This window comes from Sulfitobacter sp. HNIBRBA3233 (genome assembly GCF_040149665.1).
In the GTDB taxonomy this organism is placed as follows: Bacteria; Pseudomonadota; Alphaproteobacteria; order Rhodobacterales; family Rhodobacteraceae; genus Sulfitobacter; species Sulfitobacter marinivivus.
In genome coordinates, this window is record NZ_JBEFLP010000002.1 from 119,744 (window position 1) to 134,375 (window position 14,632).

Consider the following 14,632-nt stretch of genomic DNA (forward strand, 5'->3'; position numbering starts at 1 on the left):
GGATCAGCGGACTGCCCTGCGGACGGGGCTGAGTGGACTATTGGCCGCCATGTTTTTTTTTGAAGTGTCGACAGGTTTGGGTTGATCTTCGATAAGGTCGAGCGTCACGAAAAACGTGGTTCCGCCGTCCGAGTTCCTTGTGAAATCGATGTCGCCGCCATGGGCTTCGACCAGCCGTTTGGTGATGTTCAGTCCGAGCCCGGTGCCACCGACCTTGCGGCGGTCGGATGCGTCAAGCTGGGTGAAGCTTTCGAAAATACGATCGCGATCCGACTCGTTGATACCAAAGCCTTGGTCGCGGACGGCGATCTGAACGCGGTTGTCCCCGCATTTCCTGGCAGAAAGGTGGATTTCCTTTCCGGAGTCCGAAAATTTCGCGGCGTTGGACAAGAGGTTCGTGACAACCTGTTCAAGCCGCATCCGGTCCCCGTTGACGGTCAGGCCTGCCTCTACCGGAGTGAGGGCCAGCTTCACGCCGAGCTCGTCCGCAAAGCAGCGGTTGTCCGCAAGGGCGTCCGCAAGCAGCGAAGCGATCTCGACCGGGGCGAAATTGAAATTCATCTTCCCGATTTCCATTCTCTGAAGATCAAGAAGCTCGTTGATCAACTGGCTCAGGCGGCCAGCATTGCGTTGCGCGATCTTCAGAACCGCTTCGGATTTTTCGGGTACCGGGCCGAACGCGCCGGCCATTGTCATGTCCAGAGACGCCTTGATCGATGTCAGCGGGGTACGCAATTCATGGCTGACGGTCGAAAGAAACTCGGTCTTGGCTACCAGCGCCGCGCGGGCGCGTTCGTTCTCAAAACGAAGCTGTTTCAGATGGCGCTTGCTGGTGCGGTAGTATTTCAGCGCCGTCATCGAGCAGTCGATGATGAAATAGAGCACGAAGAGGCTGGTGAAGAAGTTCAGCCACATTGGATCGCTGAGCCCCGCGCCGGACAGGACCAGATCCCACATCGGGATGAAGATGAAGGTCGCGCCATAGATCCCTATGCGAATCACGAGAACCGACACGATCTGGTGGTTGTTCATCGCGGCAAAGATCGCCGCTGCCAGCAGGAAGAACAGCGGCATGAAATAGTTGCTCTCGGTCTGCATGACAGAGATCGAGATGGCGAAGAAACTGATCACTCCAGAACTCAGCAGGGTGCCGAAGTGGATGCGTCGCAGGATCGACCGCACCTGTTTCGGGTCCGTGCGGTCCATAAGGCGCGCCATGCGGAATGTCTTGAAATCGAAGAGCTCCGCGATCAGGATCAGGACAAGGCAGATACCCGCGTTGGTTGTGCTGATATAAACGGCCTGCAGGACCAGCGCCGCCATAAAGATCAGGGTGCGTTGAACGACAAGAGCGCGGCCGACCGCGCAATAGTCATTGATCTGCGTCACCAGAGTGTCGAGGTCTGGTGGATGCCGCCATGGGTTAATGATGCCGTTTGGCCCTATCATCATACTCGGTCCTGCTTCCTGTCTCGCTACCTTCAAGATGTCACGCGCTCCATTTTGTGGCTCGGGTGACCGGCTGCGTCTGAGACAATTCAGCAGCTAGTCTCAGATTGTTGCCTAAATGTGGCGCTTTCGTGTTGATTGATTGCAACCTTAGGTTAAGAAGGTAGGTGAAGAAGCGAGCAAAAAACAGATGACCTATCAACGGTATGAAGCATTTCCTCGCCGTGCGAGGGATGTATTTCCCACTCTTGACGACTCTCCTGCAAGGCAGCAGAGCGCAGAGAGCGCGCAGGCCTATGATGCCATTTCTGTGCCACAGCAATTGCCACCGATCCTGCCCACGTCACCCGTCGACGAGCCGGGCATCCGGGTCACCACCCTCGATTTCACGACAATCCACCAACACGGCGAATTGTTCGTCAACTACCTTCGCGCCCGGCGCGAGACCTTCATCGATCATAAGGGGTGGGATCTTCCGCAGGTCTCGGGAATGGAGTTCGACCAGTACGACACGCCGCTCAGCAAGTGGGTCATCCTGCACGAGTACGGCGAGATCCTTGCCGGAATACGGTTGACCCCTACCACTGCACGTTGTGGGCAGTCGACCTATATGATCAAGGATGCGCAGGACGGCTTGCTACCCAGCATCCCGCGCAGCGTCCTGTTTTTCGAAGCGCCGGTGAATGACAAGATCTGGGAAGCAACGCGGCTTTTCGTGTCCCAGCGTGTCACCGCGAAACGCCGCGGGCGGGTTCAGACCATTCTGATGGAGCAGATGGCGATTACCGCGCGCGGGCTGGGATGCTCTTATATCATCGGGATCGTGCCGGCCGTGTTCCACCGCTGGTGCAAGCGCATCGGGATGAGCGCCTTTCCCGCCGGTCCGGTCATGGAGCTGGATGGCGACCGGTCACAGGCGGCGATGATGAAGATGAAGCAGTTCGCATTGGATGTACGGTCCCGCGAAATGCCTGTGTCCTAGGCAAAGCGCCCTCAGCCGCTGACAAATTCCACAACGCATCCGCTGGCGACCGATGGAGCCACGGCGAAGCCTTCAGCGGTCTTGTGGGTCTCGATGCCATTCGCCTCGATCAGCTCTTTCGCCGCGTCCGGCTTCGATGATGTGAGCCGCAGCACCGTGAAGGCACCCTGCGCTGTATCGCCCAGATCGATGCCGGGATATGCGCGCCCGAAGGCTTGTGCCGTCATCAGGATCAGCGGCGCCGAGTCCTTGCCGGTCTCGACGACGCGGGTGTCGTCGTCACCATGGACTTCAGCGTCCCGCCAGAGCCGCGCGAAACGTGGCGCTTCGGCTGCCGGATCCTCCGAAACGGCAACAATCGCCGCAAGCCCGGTCGCCCCGTTTGCATGGTCCTGAAGCTCGGGCAGCCAGACGGTTTCGGGCGTCCTGTGCTGGCACATGAACACGATCCCGCGGGGCACTTCGCCGGGCTCGTAGGCGATTGTCGAAAACGCGGCGCGTCCCGTGCTGCCATCGGGCAGGGGGACCGGGCGCTCGAAATCACTCAGGTTGCCCGCCGCGATCCCAAGCTCGGCCAATGCCTTTTCTCCGGCGGCGGCATCCTCGATCCGGCAGGCGATGGCGTGCAGCCCTTCGCCCATCTTGTCCAGCATCGCGCGCCGGGGAGCGTTCAGCGGGGTATCCTTCAGCAGGCCCAGCAGTTCGAAGTAATCGCGCGGAAACATGATGGTGTAATTCGCCGATCCCTTCGCTTCCGAATGCAGGCCGCGTGGCGACAGCGTAAAGCCGAGGCGCCGGTACTGGTCTGCGGCCTCTTCGAGGTCGTTCACGAGGGCAAAACAGTGATCGATGCCGAGAGTGGGGTGCGCCAAGGGAGTATCCTTTCGGGTTTGGTGAATTTTTGTGCGGCTGGTCATTCCCGTTACTGTCAATGATATTGTCAACAATGATCGGGATTCGCCACCTTGGCTTTTCCCGTCCTGCGCGAAGGGGGCGGTGGGCCGTATTGACCGCTTCTTTCGGAGACTTAGAATTGTGGATGCTCGATCTGCTAACCGGAATAACGGCACCAAATCAGGGAGTTCAAAATGATGAAAACAACGATGAAACGCGGCAGTTTGCTGCTGGCCGGCGTGGCGACGCTCGCGCTGGGCACGGCGGCGCAGGCGCAGGAAGAACCCAAGCGCGGCGGGACCGCGGTTGTCCACATGATTTCCGAACAGCGCACGCTCAACCCGGCGCTGCGGGCATCCACCGGTGTTTACAACATTTCGGGCAAGATCGTGGAGCCGCTGATCGACCGCAGCTATGACGGCTACGAGCCCGTTCTGGCGACAGAATGGTCGGGCAGCGATGATGGCCTGACGATCACCGTGAAACTGCGCGAAGGCGTGAAATGGCACGACGGCGAGGATTTCGCCTGTGATGACGTGGCTTTCACCGCGATGGAGATGTGGAAGCCGCTGCTGAACTATTCCTCGGCGCTGCAATCCAACCTTGAGTCTGTCGATTGCACGGACGACCACACCGCGGTCTTCAACTATTCCAAGCCCATGCCGCTGCCGCTGTTCGTGGCCGCGATGCCCGATCTGGGCCATCCGATGCCAAAACACCTCTACGAGGGCACGGACATCCTGAAGAACGAATACAACACCGCGCCGGTCGGGACCGGCCCGTTCAAGTTCGTCGAATACGAGCGCGGCCAATACGTGATGGCTGTCCGCAACGAGGACTACTGGCGCGAGGGGTATCCGTACCTCGACCGGATCGTCTGGCGCTTCATCAAGGATAAATCCGCCGCTGCCGCAGCGCTCGAGGCGGGAGAGGTGCACGAAAGCGGATTCATCGGCGTGTCGATGGCCGACATCGAGCGTCTGTCCAATGACGACCGGTTCGACGTGGGCACCAAGGGGTATGAAAACAACGTCGCCCACTCCACGGTCGAATTCAATCATCGCAACGAGATCCTGGCCAATCCGAAGGTCCGGCAGGCGATCCACCACGCGCTCGACATCGACTATGCGATCGAAACCATCATGCGCGGCTTTGCGGCGCCCGGCCGTGGCCCGGTGCCAAAGGCCGGTGGGGCGAATTACACCGACGATGTGACGGTCTACGAATACGATGTCGAAAAGGCCAAAGCGCTGCTTGACGAGGCGGGCTATCCCGCCGGCGATGACGGCATCCGGTTCAGCCTGCGCCACCGCCCCGCGCCATGGGGCGAATACACCCAGCTTTGGGGCGAGTATTTCGCGCAGGCTCTTGCCGAAGTCGGTATCGAGGTGGAAATCCTGACAAATGACGCGCCGGGCTTTCTGAACGGTGTCTATCGCGACCACGATTTCGATACGGCGAACGGCTGGCACCAGTTCCGCTCCGACCCTGCCGTGTCGACCATGGTCTGGCTGCGCTCCGGCCAGCCTGAGGGCACGCCATGGACCAACCAGTTCGGGTGGAAGAACGAAGAGATCGACCAGATGATCGACGATGCCGCCTCCGAGCTGGACCCTGAGAAACGCGCCGAGATGTACCATGAGATCCAGCGCAAGAATCAGGAAATCCTGCCTGTCATGTTCGCGATCGAGCATCCCTTCATCTCGGTCACGAACAAGAAGCTCAAGAACCACCACAACACCCCGCGCTGGAATTCCTCCAGCTGGTATGATCTGTGGCTCGACGAGTGATTTGACCCTGTCGGTCCCCGCCTGACGGGGGCCGACACACCCTTGCCGCCGCGGCGGCTGCCAGAATTCAGGTAAGAAGAGATGAAGCTGCCGCTCCCCCCCCTGCTGATCTACGCCCTGCGCCGCCTCTTGCAGGCGGTTCCGGTCGTGATCCTGATCATGGTGGGAACTTTCCTGCTGCTGAAACTCGCCCCCGGCGATACGGTCGATGCGCTTGTGGGCGATATGGGCGGCGCGGATGCCCAATTCATTGCCCGTCTGAGGGCGGAGTACGGCTTGGACCAGCCTGTCTACGTACAGCTCTGGGTCTACATGACCAAACTTGCGACATTCGATTTCGGCTGGTCCTTCGTCTACGAACAGCCCGTGGCGACCGTCCTGTGGGACCGGCTGGGCGTCACGCTCCTGCTGATGGCCACCTCGCTGAGCCTTGCGTTCACCATCGGGATCACGCTGGGGGCGATCGCCGCACGGCGGGCCTATTCGCTGACCGACAACGTGATCTCCACGCTGGGGCTGGTCTTTTACGCCACGCCTTCTTTCTTTCTGTCCCTGATGATGATGCTGCTTTTCGCGGTCAAGCTGGGCTGGCTGCCCGTCGGCGGGATCAAGACCATCGCGGGGTTCTACACCGGCTGGGACCATGTGCTGGATGTGGCGCGCCACCTCGTGATGCCCACGGCCGCCTTGTCGCTGATCTATCTCAGCTTCTATCTGCGCCTGATGCGGGCCTCGGTGATGGAAGTGGCCGAACTGGATTACGTCCGCACCGCCCGCGCCAAGGGCGCGAGCGAGGGGCGGCTGATGATCCACCACATCATGCGCAACGCCCTGTTGCCGGTGGTAACGCTTTTGGGCCTGCAATTTTCAACCGTGCTGGGCGGGTCCGTGGTGGTCGAGACCATCTTTACCCTGCCGGGGCTGGGACAGCTGGCCTACCAGTCGGTGGTACAGCGTGACATGAACACCCTGATGGGGATCATTTTCCTCTGCTCCATCATCGTGATTGTCGTGAATTTCGCGACCGATCTGATTTACGCCCGCCTCGACAGCAGGATTGAGTTGAAATGACCCTGACCGATACGCAGCTCAGCGCGCCCGAGCCGTCCCGCCCCGTCGTCTTCTGGCGTCGCTATCGCCGGAACCGCGCGGCGATGCTGGGCCTTGGCCTGTTCATCATCGTGTTGCTGATGGCATTGCTCGCGGGTGTCATCACGCCCGGTGATCCGTTGTCGCGTGCCGGTGATCCGCTGACGCCGCCGTTTCAGGACTGGTCGGTCCCGCTGGGCACGGACCAGCTTGGCCGCGATATTCTTGCCGGTATCCTCTACGGGGCACGGATTTCGCTGCTGGTCGGCGTTGCGGCAACCCTGGTCGCCATTGCCATCGGCGTGGTCATCGGCGCGCTGTCGGGCTACTTCGGCGGCTGGATCGACGATCTGCTGATGCGCGTGACCGAAGCGTTCCAGACCATCCCGAACTTCGTGCTGCTGCTGACGCTCGTGGCAATCATGGGGTCCAAGATCGAATGGATCACGGTGGCCATCGGGATCGTCAGCTGGACCGCACCCGCGCGCATGGTCCGGGCCGAGTTCATGTCCCTGCGCGACCGCGAATTCGTCGATGCGGCGCGCAACCTCGGCGTGTCGAACACGGCGCTCATCTTCAAGGAAATCCTGCCCAACGCGCTGCCACCGATCATCGTCTATGCCTCTGTCATCATGGCGCTGTCGATCCTGCTGGAATCCGCGCTCGCGTTTCTCGCGCTTGGCGATCCGAACTATGCAAGCTGGGGCAACATGATCGGGCAGGGGCGCGCCGTCTTGCGCACCGACTGGTACTGCGCCGCGATCCCCGGCATCGTCATCGTCTTTACCGTGCTCAGCTTTTCGCTGGTGGGCGAAGGGCTGAACGACGCGCTGAACCCAAGGCAGAAACAATGAACCCGGTGCTGAAAATCGAGGGGCTGCAAATCGCCCTGCCGAAAGGATCGGACCGCCCGCTTGCGCTCGACGGGCTGGACCTCGAAGTCAAACCGGGGGAGGTCGTCTGCCTTGTCGGCGAAAGCGGGTCGGGCAAGTCGCTGACCGCAGGCGCCGTGATGCGCCTGCTGCCGGAACCGCATGTGCATGTGGCCGGAGGGGCAATCACCTTTGACGGGACCGACATCATCGCCCAGTCCGAGGCGCAGATGAAAAAGATCCGCGGCAAGGACATCGCGATGATCTTCCAAGAGCCGATGACGGCCCTGAACCCGCAGAAACCCGTGGGCTGGCAGCTGGACGAAGTGTTGCGCCTGCACATGAACGCCGGACGCAAGGAGCGGCGCGCGCACGCGATCGAGATGCTCAACCGGGTGCAGATCCCCGATCCGGAGGGTGCCTATAACGCCTATCCGCACCAGATTTCGGGCGGCCAGCGTCAGCGGGTGATGATCGCCATGGCGCTGTCGCTCAGCCCCAAGCTGATCATCGCGGACGAACCCACCACCGCGCTGGATGTGACGACGCAGTTGCAGATCCTCAAGCTGATCCGCGAATTGCAGGAAGAAGAAGGCGCGGGCGTTCTGTTCATCACCCACGACTTCGGCGTCGTGGCCGAGATTGCGGATCACGTCGTGGTCCTGCGTGAAGGCGAAATGGTGGAAAGCGGACCCGCCGATCAGGTGCTGAACGCGCCGCAACACGCCTATACCAAGGCGCTGATCGCGTCTGTTCCCGATCTCAAGCCACCGGCGCCGATCCCCAGCGATGCGCCCGTGGTGCTGGAAGGGCGAAACCTGCGCAAGACTTTCAAGGCCCGCGGCGGATTTCTGACCGGCAAGCGGCGTGCGGTCGTTGCAGTGAACGATCTGTCCTTCACCCTGCGCCGGGGTGAAACCCTTGGTGTGGTAGGCGAAAGCGGATCGGGCAAGACCACGGTCAGCCGCATCGTCACCCGCCTGCTCGAGGCCGACAGCGGCGCGGTACAGATGGGCGATGTGGACCTTCTGGCATGCTCTCCGGCAGAGTTGCGGGCACAGCGCAAACAGATCCAGATGGTGTTTCAGGATCCCATGGCATCGCTTAACCCGCGCAAGCGGGTGGTGGACCTGATCGCGCAGGGCCCGATCGTCCACGGAATGCCGCGTGCCCAAGCGCGCGAAAAGGCGCGCGAATTGCTTGAACTGGTCGAGCTTTCCCCGGCGGCGGCCAACCGGTTTCCGCACGAATTCTCCGGTGGCCAGCGCCAGCGGATCGGGATCGCCCGCGCGCTCGCGCTTGAACCGAGGGTGATCGTGGCGGATGAACCTGTGTCGGCGCTGGATGTTTCCGTGCAGGCACAGGTGCTGAGGCTGCTGGCGGATCTGCGCGAGCGGATGTCGCTGTCGCTGCTCTTCGTCACCCACGATCTGCGCGTCGCGGCGCAACTGTGCGACAGGATCATCGTGATGCAGAAGGGCGAGATCGTGGAAAGCGGCCTGACCGCCGAGGTTTTCGCAAATCCGCAGCACGAATATACCCGCACGCTGATGACCTCGATCCCCGGGCGGGACTGGACACCGCCCCGCCTGGAAGTGCCCGCAGCATGACCAAGATCCGGCACCAACCGTCGATCTGGGCCGCGACAGCACCCGTGCGCGTGCCGCGCCCGGCTCTGACAGGAACGCACGAGACGGACGTCGCCGTGATCGGCGGCGGCTTCACCGGCCTGTCTGCCGCGCTTGAGGCCGCACGGCGCGGCCACGCGGTGACCGTGCTGGAAGGCATGGCCGTGGGCTGGGGGGCGTCGGGCCGCAACAACGGACAGGTGATCCCGATCCTGACCAGCGCCGAGCCGGACGCATGGGTCGAACGCTACGGCGATGCCGGTCGGCGGGTCGTCGACCTGATCGGCAATTCGGCCGATATGCTTTTCGGGCTGGCACGCGAATTCGACATGGACGCCGAGGCCGAACAGGCCGGATGGATGCAGCCGGCGCATTCGCCGGGCCGTGTGAAACTGGTGCAAAAACGCGTCGAGGCGTGGCAGCGGTACGGCTTCCCGGCCGAGCTGAAAGACCGGGCCGAAACGGCGGACCTGCTGGGAACGGATTTCTGGTACGGGGCGATGGCCAACCCGACCGGTGGCCACATCAACCCGCTGGCCTTCGCCCGTGGCCTCGCGCAGGCCGCCGAGCGGAAGGGTGCCGTGGTGCATGAACAATCGCCCGTCATCGGATACGACCGCGTCGGATCGGAATGGGTGGTCCGCACCGAAACCGGCACTCTGAAAGCGCGCGCGCTGATCCTGGCGACGAATGCCTATACAGGCGAGCTGGTACCGAAACTGGCCCCGCGGCTGGCGCGGTCCCTGATCCCGGTGCTGAGCTGGCAGATGGCAACAGAGCCCGTGGGCGACAACCTGCGCGCCCGCATCCTGCCGGGCCGTCAGGCCGTGTCGGACACGCGCGGCGACCTGCGGTTCTTCCGTTACGACGCGCGCAACCGCCTGATCACCGGCGGCGCCGTCATGGGCAGCCACGACATGGCCCGGCGCGTGAAGGAGAAAGCCGCGCGTAACATCGCCGAGGCCTTTCCCGAACTCGGCGTACCCGAGATGACCCACGTCTGGTCGGGATACGTGGGCATGAACTGGGACCGTTTCCCGCGCATCCACCAGATCGGTCCGGATGCCTTTGCGTGGATGGCCTGTAACGGTCGCGGCGTTGCCTTCGGCACCGCCATGGGCCGCGAACTGGCCCGTGCGGTCACCGGTGAAGACATCGAAACCCTCGCCATGCCGCTGACAGACCCCGAACCGTTTCCGGTGCAGGGTTTGCTCAGACGGGTTGCACCAACCTATCTTGCGTGGCTCAAACGCGCCGACACCAAAGAAATCAAACACTAGGAGCCTTCCATGTCCGAGCAAGCCAACACCGAATTCGCCGAAGTCGATCTGCACAACATCCCGATCCTTCTGCGCCGCAAGATCGAGGCAATGCTGCTGGCGCACGTGCTTGAGGTCATCACCGAACGGTCGGGGCGCGAGGAAGCCGAGGCCGTCATCGGCGAGACATGTTCACGCTCGGCCATCGAACAGGGCGCAGGGCTGCGCGAACGCAACCGCGAGGAGAAGGACCGCGATCCCACCTTCCACGATTTCGAGGCGATCATGCCGCAGTGGCGCGCCAGCGGCGCGCTCGAGATCGAACCGCTGGAAGTCAGCGACGAGAAAATGGATTTCAACGTGACCCGCTGCAAATACTCCGAGATGTACCGCGAGATGGGACTGGGCGATATCGGCCATCTTCTGTCGTGCAATCGCGACGGGGATTTCTGCATCGGGTACAACCCCGACATGGAGCTGACGCGCACCCAGACGATCATGAAGGGCGCGACGCACTGCGATTTCCGCTACCGCATGAAAAAGGAGGGCTGAACATGGCCGTCGAGAACTGGGTCGCCAAGGATATTGCAGAACTCACCGAATTCCGCCGCGATCTGCACCGCAATCCCGAACTGCTCTATGATGTGAACCGCACCGCGGCATCGGTGGCCGAGCGCCTGCGCGCCTACGGCTGTGACGAGGTCGCCGAGGGCATCGGCCAAACCGGCGTTGTCGGCGTGATCATGGGCCGGTCCAATACCTCGGGCCGTACGATCGGGCTGCGTGCGGATATGGACGCGCTGCCCATTCACGAGGAGACGGACGCGGAGTGGGCATCGACGGTGCCCGGCAAGATGCACGCCTGCGGGCACGACGGACATACAACGATGCTGTTGGGCGCCGCCAAGCAGCTGTGCGAAACCCGCAGCTTCGATGGCCGCGTTCTGGTCATTTTCCAGCCTGCCGAAGAGGGGGGCGCGGGCGCCGACGCGATGATCAAGGACGGTCTTTTCACCCGTTGGCCCTGCGATGAAGTCTACGGCATGCACAACCGGCCGAACCTGCCGGTCGGGCAGTTCACCATCAACGAGGGTCCGATCATGGGATCGGTCGATTCCGTCAAGATCGTGGTCGAAGGTGTCGGAGGCCACGCCGCCATGCCCCACACCACGGTCGATCCCATGCCCATCGCCGCCGCGCTGATACAGGCGGTTCAGGGCATGACCTCGCGCAGCCTCGATCCGATGGACAGCGCTGTGGTATCTCTCTGCTCGATCCACGGGGGCGATGCCTTCAACGTGGTCCCGCAGGAAATCGAGATCACCGGCACCGTGCGCACATTGCGCGAAGAGGTGCGCGATCACATCGAAGGCCGCCTGCGCACACTGGTGGAACAGACCTGTGCCGCGCAGGGGGCGAAGGGGCATCTGGAATACACCCGCATGTATCCTGTCACCGTGAACGATCCGTTGGGTGTCGAACGTGCAGCGGCTGCGGCGGTCGAGGTTGCGGGCGAAGACAAGGTTGCGCGCGATATGCCGGCCTCTCTCGGGGGGGAGGATTTTTCCTTCATGCTCAACGAGGTGCAGGGCGCGATGATCAATGTCGGCAATGGCCCCTCGGCGGGGCTTCACCATCCGAAGTATGACTTCAACGATGATGTGATCGCCTGGGGCTGTTCCTACTGGACAACGCTTGTCCGGCAGCGGTTGCCCATCACCTGATGGCCCGCATCGTTTTCGATCTGGACGGCACGCTGATCGACAGCGCGCCTGACATCCATGCCTTGATGAACGAGGTGCTCGCGGCGTTGGGCGGGGGCGAGATAACACTTGCGCAGACGCGGGAATTTATCGGCAACGGTGTTGATGTGTTCGTACGCCGTACCCGCACGGCGCTGGGCCTGCCCGATGCGTTTCACGCGGCGATGGTCGCCCAGTTCCGCGCGGGCTACGACGACGCCGTTTCCCTGACCACGATCTATCCGGGCGTCGTCGAGGGCCTTGAGGTGCTGCACGGTGCCGGCCATCGGCTCGCCATCTGCACCAACAAGCCGGAAGCACCCTGTCGGGCCGTGCTGGCGCATCTGGATCTGGCGCGGTTTTTCGATGTGGTGATCGGTGGTGACACGCTGGCCCAGTCCAAACCCGATCCCGCACCGCTGCGCGCGGCGCTGGAAGCTCTGGGCGAGGGGCCCGCGATCTTTGTCGGCGACAGCGAGGTCGACGCGGCAACCGCCAAGGCGGCGGAGACGCCCTTCGCGCTATTCACCGAAGGATACCGGAAATCACCGGTCGAAGAGATCCGCAGCGATGCCAGCTTCGACGACTTTGCCCGTCTGCCTGATATCGTGAACGCCTGCGCGGTTCAGGTGATCTCCTGAATCGACGTGAACCCCTCGAAGGCGGGCGTTCCGGAATAAAGCTTGCGGGTGTCGCCCGCCCCTTTATGCGCTTCGCGGAAGGCATCGCTGCGGGTCCACGCGCGAAAGGCGTCCTCGTCGCGCCAAACGGTATGCGACGCATAGAGGATCGCCCCGTCGCTTTCCGCACCCTTGAGCATATGGAAGGCAACGAAGCCGTCCATCTGCTTGAGATGGCTGTCACGGCCCAGCCATAAATCCTCGAACGCGTCTGCATTGCCGGTGGGTACGGTAAAGCGGTTCATGGCGAGGTACATGGGCGGTCCTTCCGGTCATGGGATCGATTGGACAATAGGGCCGAACGTCTCGGGAAGGAAAGGGTGGCGAGGCAAGAATCCGCGAAGTATTAGAATTATTCTAAACTGGGCTTGGAATTTTCCGGATCAACCGTATCTCAAGGAGCAACGGCGGTGGCAGATGTCGCCGCAGCACGAGAAGGAGACTGGAATGACCGAGACTGCAAAATCGCTGCCCAATGACACACAGGCGCGGATTGTCGATGCGCTGAACCAAAGCCTTGCCGAAACAGCGGTAACCACGATGCTGGCGCAGAATTTTCACTGGAACGTGAAGGGCATGGCGTTCGGATCGCTGCACGCGCTGTTCCAGGAGATCTACGAGGATCACTTTGCCGCGCAGGATGATCTGGCCGAGCGTGTGCGCGCGCTGGGCGGCCACGCCGAGGGCAGGCTTGCGACCATGCTCGAACGCTCCAAGGTCGCGGAAAGCGACGGCCACGCCACGGACAAGGAAATGATTTCCATGATGCACAGCGCGCAGGAAACCCTTGCCAAGACGCTGGCAGACGCGGCTGAAACGTCGGCGGAGGCGGGCGACAGCCTGTCCGAGGATCTGTGCATCGCACGCGGGCAGGTTCACGAGAAATTTGCGTGGATGATGCGTGCGCATCTCGCCTGATCGCCGCGCGCCCGTTCGCAACAAAAACGCCGGCCCGTCTGGGCCGGCGTTCTTGTTTCTCAGCAGGGGCTGTCAGCTGAGGCGGATTATTTCCAGCCTGCCGCGTTCAGGATTTTCTGCGCGGTTGCGAGGTTTTCGGCCACGTCCGACAGGTTGACCTCGTCTGCCTTGAACTCGCCCAGTTTGGCGACGCTTTCGCTCTTCTCGACGCCGGGCACGGCGGGGAACTCATCGTTTCCGGCCGAGAAGTATTCCTGCGCCTGATCGGAGGCGAGATATTCAAGGAAGGCAATCGCGTTCTCGCGGTTGGGAGCATTTGCCGCGACACCGGCGCCCGAAAGGTTCATATGCGCCCCTTCGGCGTCCTGCGCTGGGAAAATCCACTCGATCCGGTCGATGTTTTCGGTCACGCCGCTGACATCGGTGCGCAGGGCGCGGGCAAAGTAGTAGCTGTTGGCGACAGAGATTTCGCATTCGCCCGAGATGAGCGCACGAAGCTGGTCGGTATCGCCGCCCTGGGGATCACGCGCAAAGTTGGCGACCATTCCCTCGGCCCAGTCCTGTGCGGCTTCTTCGCCGTGGTTCTCGATGATCGAGGCGACCAGTGTCTGGGTGTAGACGTTTGTCGAAGACCGGTGGCAGACAAGGCCTTTGTATTTCGGGTCCGCGAGAGACAGGTAGTCCATCGGGGGATCCTGCACGTCCTGCTTGTCGTAAAAAATGATCCGCGCACGTTGGGAAAAGCCGAACCACTGGTTGTCCGCATCCTGAAGGTTCGCAGGGATCCGCTCTTCGAGTGTGGCGCTGTCGATGGATTGCAGAACGCCTGCCTCCTTGGCCCGCGCCAGACGGGAGGTATCGACTGTGATCAGCACATCGGCGGGCGAATTCGCGCCTTCGGCCTGCATGCGTGCCAGCAGTTCGTCGGCGTTGCCTTCGATCCGGTTGACGGTGATCCCGGTCGCTTCGGTAAAGTCGGAATAAAGCCGCTCGTCGGTATCATAGTGACGCGAAGAGTAGAGATTGACCTCCCCGGAATGGTTTTCGGCGGCGGCGCCAAGCGTGGTCGCCGCAAGGGCAAGGGCACCGACTGCGGTGGAGGTGATGAAAGAGGTACGGGTCATGGTGACTCCTTGGTTTGTATTCCGACTGTTTTAGTCAATTACCGATTCTGTACTGGATTGCAAGATTTCCGATCATTTTAGTCGGAGAAAAGATGCCGATCCGTTGGACGGCGCGCCGAAACAACCGTTTGGCCGAACCGCACGCGGGACTGATTGCGCGCGGGTCCACCGCTTGCCACGGCCCGCCGTGGGGTTACCTTGCCTG

General features: G+C 62.0%; 14 protein-coding genes. 10 read left to right on the forward strand and 4 right to left on the reverse strand.

What is annotated here, in order from left to right; translation table 11 throughout:
- Positions 1–3 precede the first annotated feature (3 nt).
- Positions 4–1,452 (reverse strand): sensor histidine kinase, encoded by a 1,449-nt coding sequence (locus tag ABMC89_RS13820; protein WP_349568884.1) that lies wholly within the window; start codon positions 1,450–1,452, stop codon positions 4–6.
- Positions 1,453–1,759: 307 nt separating this feature from the next.
- On the opposite strand from ABMC89_RS13820, the gene ABMC89_RS13825 reads away from it, so the two are divergent.
- The gene (locus ABMC89_RS13825) at positions 1,760–2,431 is read left to right on the forward strand and encodes an acyl-homoserine-lactone synthase (protein ID WP_349568886.1); all 672 of its coding nucleotides are present in this window, start codon (positions 1,760–1,762) and stop codon (positions 2,429–2,431) included.
- 11 nt (positions 2,432–2,442) lie between these two features.
- On the opposite strand, the gene ABMC89_RS13830 is transcribed toward ABMC89_RS13825, so the two are convergent.
- Positions 2,443–3,303 carry a VOC family protein gene (locus tag ABMC89_RS13830; RefSeq protein ID WP_349568888.1) on the reverse strand — a complete coding sequence of 287 codons (861 nt, stop codon included), beginning with the start codon at positions 3,301–3,303 and terminating at the stop codon, positions 2,443–2,445.
- A 216-nt stretch (positions 3,304–3,519) separates the two neighbouring features.
- On the opposite strand from ABMC89_RS13830, the gene ABMC89_RS13835 reads away from it, so the two are divergent.
- The 8 genes from ABMC89_RS13835 (at position 3,520) to gph (ending at position 12,346) form a co-directional block, all read left to right on the forward strand.
- A complete protein-coding gene (locus tag ABMC89_RS13835; RefSeq protein WP_349568890.1) occupies positions 3,520–5,115 on the forward strand; it encodes an ABC transporter substrate-binding protein in 1,596 nt (531 codons plus the stop codon).
- An 81-nt stretch (positions 5,116–5,196) separates the two neighbouring features.
- The gene (locus tag ABMC89_RS13840; RefSeq protein ID WP_349568892.1) at positions 5,197–6,186 is read left to right on the forward strand and encodes an ABC transporter permease; all 990 of its coding nucleotides are present in this window, start codon (positions 5,197–5,199) and stop codon (positions 6,184–6,186) included.
- Positions 6,183–7,058, forward strand: a complete 876-nt coding sequence (locus ABMC89_RS13845; RefSeq protein ID WP_349568894.1) for an ABC transporter permease — start codon at positions 6,183–6,185, stop codon at positions 7,056–7,058. Before ABMC89_RS13840 ends, ABMC89_RS13845 begins: the two co-directional genes overlap by 4 nt.
- The gene (locus ABMC89_RS13850; RefSeq protein ID WP_349568896.1) at positions 7,055–8,686 is read left to right on the forward strand and encodes an ABC transporter ATP-binding protein; all 1,632 of its coding nucleotides are present in this window, start codon (positions 7,055–7,057) and stop codon (positions 8,684–8,686) included. Before ABMC89_RS13845 ends, ABMC89_RS13850 begins: the two co-directional genes overlap by 4 nt.
- Complete coding sequence (locus ABMC89_RS13855; protein WP_349568898.1) at positions 8,683–9,984, forward strand: NAD(P)/FAD-dependent oxidoreductase; 1,302 nt, start codon at positions 8,683–8,685, stop codon at positions 9,982–9,984. Before ABMC89_RS13850 ends, ABMC89_RS13855 begins: the two co-directional genes overlap by 4 nt.
- Positions 9,985–9,993: 9 nt before the next feature.
- Entirely contained in the window at positions 9,994–10,515 is a 522-nt protein-coding gene (locus ABMC89_RS13860; RefSeq protein ID WP_349568900.1) for an L-2-amino-thiazoline-4-carboxylic acid hydrolase, read from the forward strand.
- A gap of 2 nt (positions 10,516–10,517) precedes the next feature.
- Entirely contained in the window at positions 10,518–11,687 is a 1,170-nt protein-coding gene (locus ABMC89_RS13865; RefSeq protein ID WP_349568902.1) for a M20 aminoacylase family protein, read from the forward strand.
- Positions 11,687–12,346, forward strand: a complete 660-nt coding sequence (gph, locus tag ABMC89_RS13870; protein ID WP_349568904.1) for a phosphoglycolate phosphatase — start codon at positions 11,687–11,689, stop codon at positions 12,344–12,346. The genes ABMC89_RS13865 and gph overlap by 1 nt, the downstream gene beginning before the upstream one ends.
- On the opposite strand, the gene hmuQ is transcribed toward gph, so the two are convergent.
- The gene (hmuQ, locus tag ABMC89_RS13875; RefSeq protein WP_349568906.1) at positions 12,331–12,642 is read right to left on the reverse strand and encodes a heme-degrading protein HmuQ; all 312 of its coding nucleotides are present in this window, start codon (positions 12,640–12,642) and stop codon (positions 12,331–12,333) included. The two genes, gph and hmuQ, sit on opposite strands and share 16 nt — an antisense overlap.
- Positions 12,643–12,832: 190 nt before the next feature.
- On the opposite strand from hmuQ, the gene ABMC89_RS13880 reads away from it, so the two are divergent.
- Positions 12,833–13,303: a Dps family protein gene (locus ABMC89_RS13880; protein WP_349568908.1), complete on the forward strand. Its 471-nt coding sequence runs from the start codon at positions 12,833–12,835 to the stop codon at positions 13,301–13,303.
- Positions 13,304–13,389: 86 nt separating this feature from the next.
- Here ABMC89_RS13880 and ABMC89_RS13885 read toward each other — a convergent pair whose 3' ends face one another.
- Complete coding sequence (locus ABMC89_RS13885) at positions 13,390–14,427, reverse strand: Fe(3+) ABC transporter substrate-binding protein (RefSeq protein ID WP_349568910.1); 1,038 nt, start codon at positions 14,425–14,427, stop codon at positions 13,390–13,392.
- Positions 14,428–14,632 lie beyond the last annotated feature (205 nt).

What these genes read in the sequence shown, in the direction of transcription:
- ABMC89_RS13885 (WP_349568910.1), bottom strand. Translation starts at nt 14,427, where the DNA reads ATGACCCGTACCTCTTTCATCACCTCCACCGCAGTCGGTGCCCTTGCC.
- gph (WP_349568904.1), top strand. Translation starts at nt 11,687, where the DNA reads ATGGCCCGCATCGTTTTCGATCTGGACGGCACGCTGATCGACAGCGCG.
- ABMC89_RS13860 (WP_349568900.1), top strand. Translation starts at nt 9,994, where the DNA reads ATGTCCGAGCAAGCCAACACCGAATTCGCCGAAGTCGATCTGCACAAC.
- hmuQ (WP_349568906.1), bottom strand. Translation starts at nt 12,642, where the DNA reads ATGTACCTCGCCATGAACCGCTTTACCGTACCCACCGGCAATGCAGAC.
- ABMC89_RS13850 (WP_349568896.1), top strand. Translation starts at nt 7,055, where the DNA reads ATGAACCCGGTGCTGAAAATCGAGGGGCTGCAAATCGCCCTGCCGAAA.
- ABMC89_RS13845 (WP_349568894.1), top strand. Translation starts at nt 6,183, where the DNA reads ATGACCCTGACCGATACGCAGCTCAGCGCGCCCGAGCCGTCCCGCCCC.
- ABMC89_RS13880 (WP_349568908.1), top strand. Translation starts at nt 12,833, where the DNA reads ATGACCGAGACTGCAAAATCGCTGCCCAATGACACACAGGCGCGGATT.
- ABMC89_RS13840 (WP_349568892.1), top strand. Translation starts at nt 5,197, where the DNA reads ATGAAGCTGCCGCTCCCCCCCCTGCTGATCTACGCCCTGCGCCGCCTC.
- ABMC89_RS13855 (WP_349568898.1), top strand. Translation starts at nt 8,683, where the DNA reads ATGACCAAGATCCGGCACCAACCGTCGATCTGGGCCGCGACAGCACCC.
- ABMC89_RS13835 (WP_349568890.1), top strand. Translation starts at nt 3,520, where the DNA reads ATGATGAAAACAACGATGAAACGCGGCAGTTTGCTGCTGGCCGGCGTG.
- ABMC89_RS13820 (WP_349568884.1), bottom strand. Translation starts at nt 1,452, where the DNA reads ATGATGATAGGGCCAAACGGCATCATTAACCCATGGCGGCATCCACCA.
- ABMC89_RS13865 (WP_349568902.1), top strand. Translation starts at nt 10,518, where the DNA reads ATGGCCGTCGAGAACTGGGTCGCCAAGGATATTGCAGAACTCACCGAA.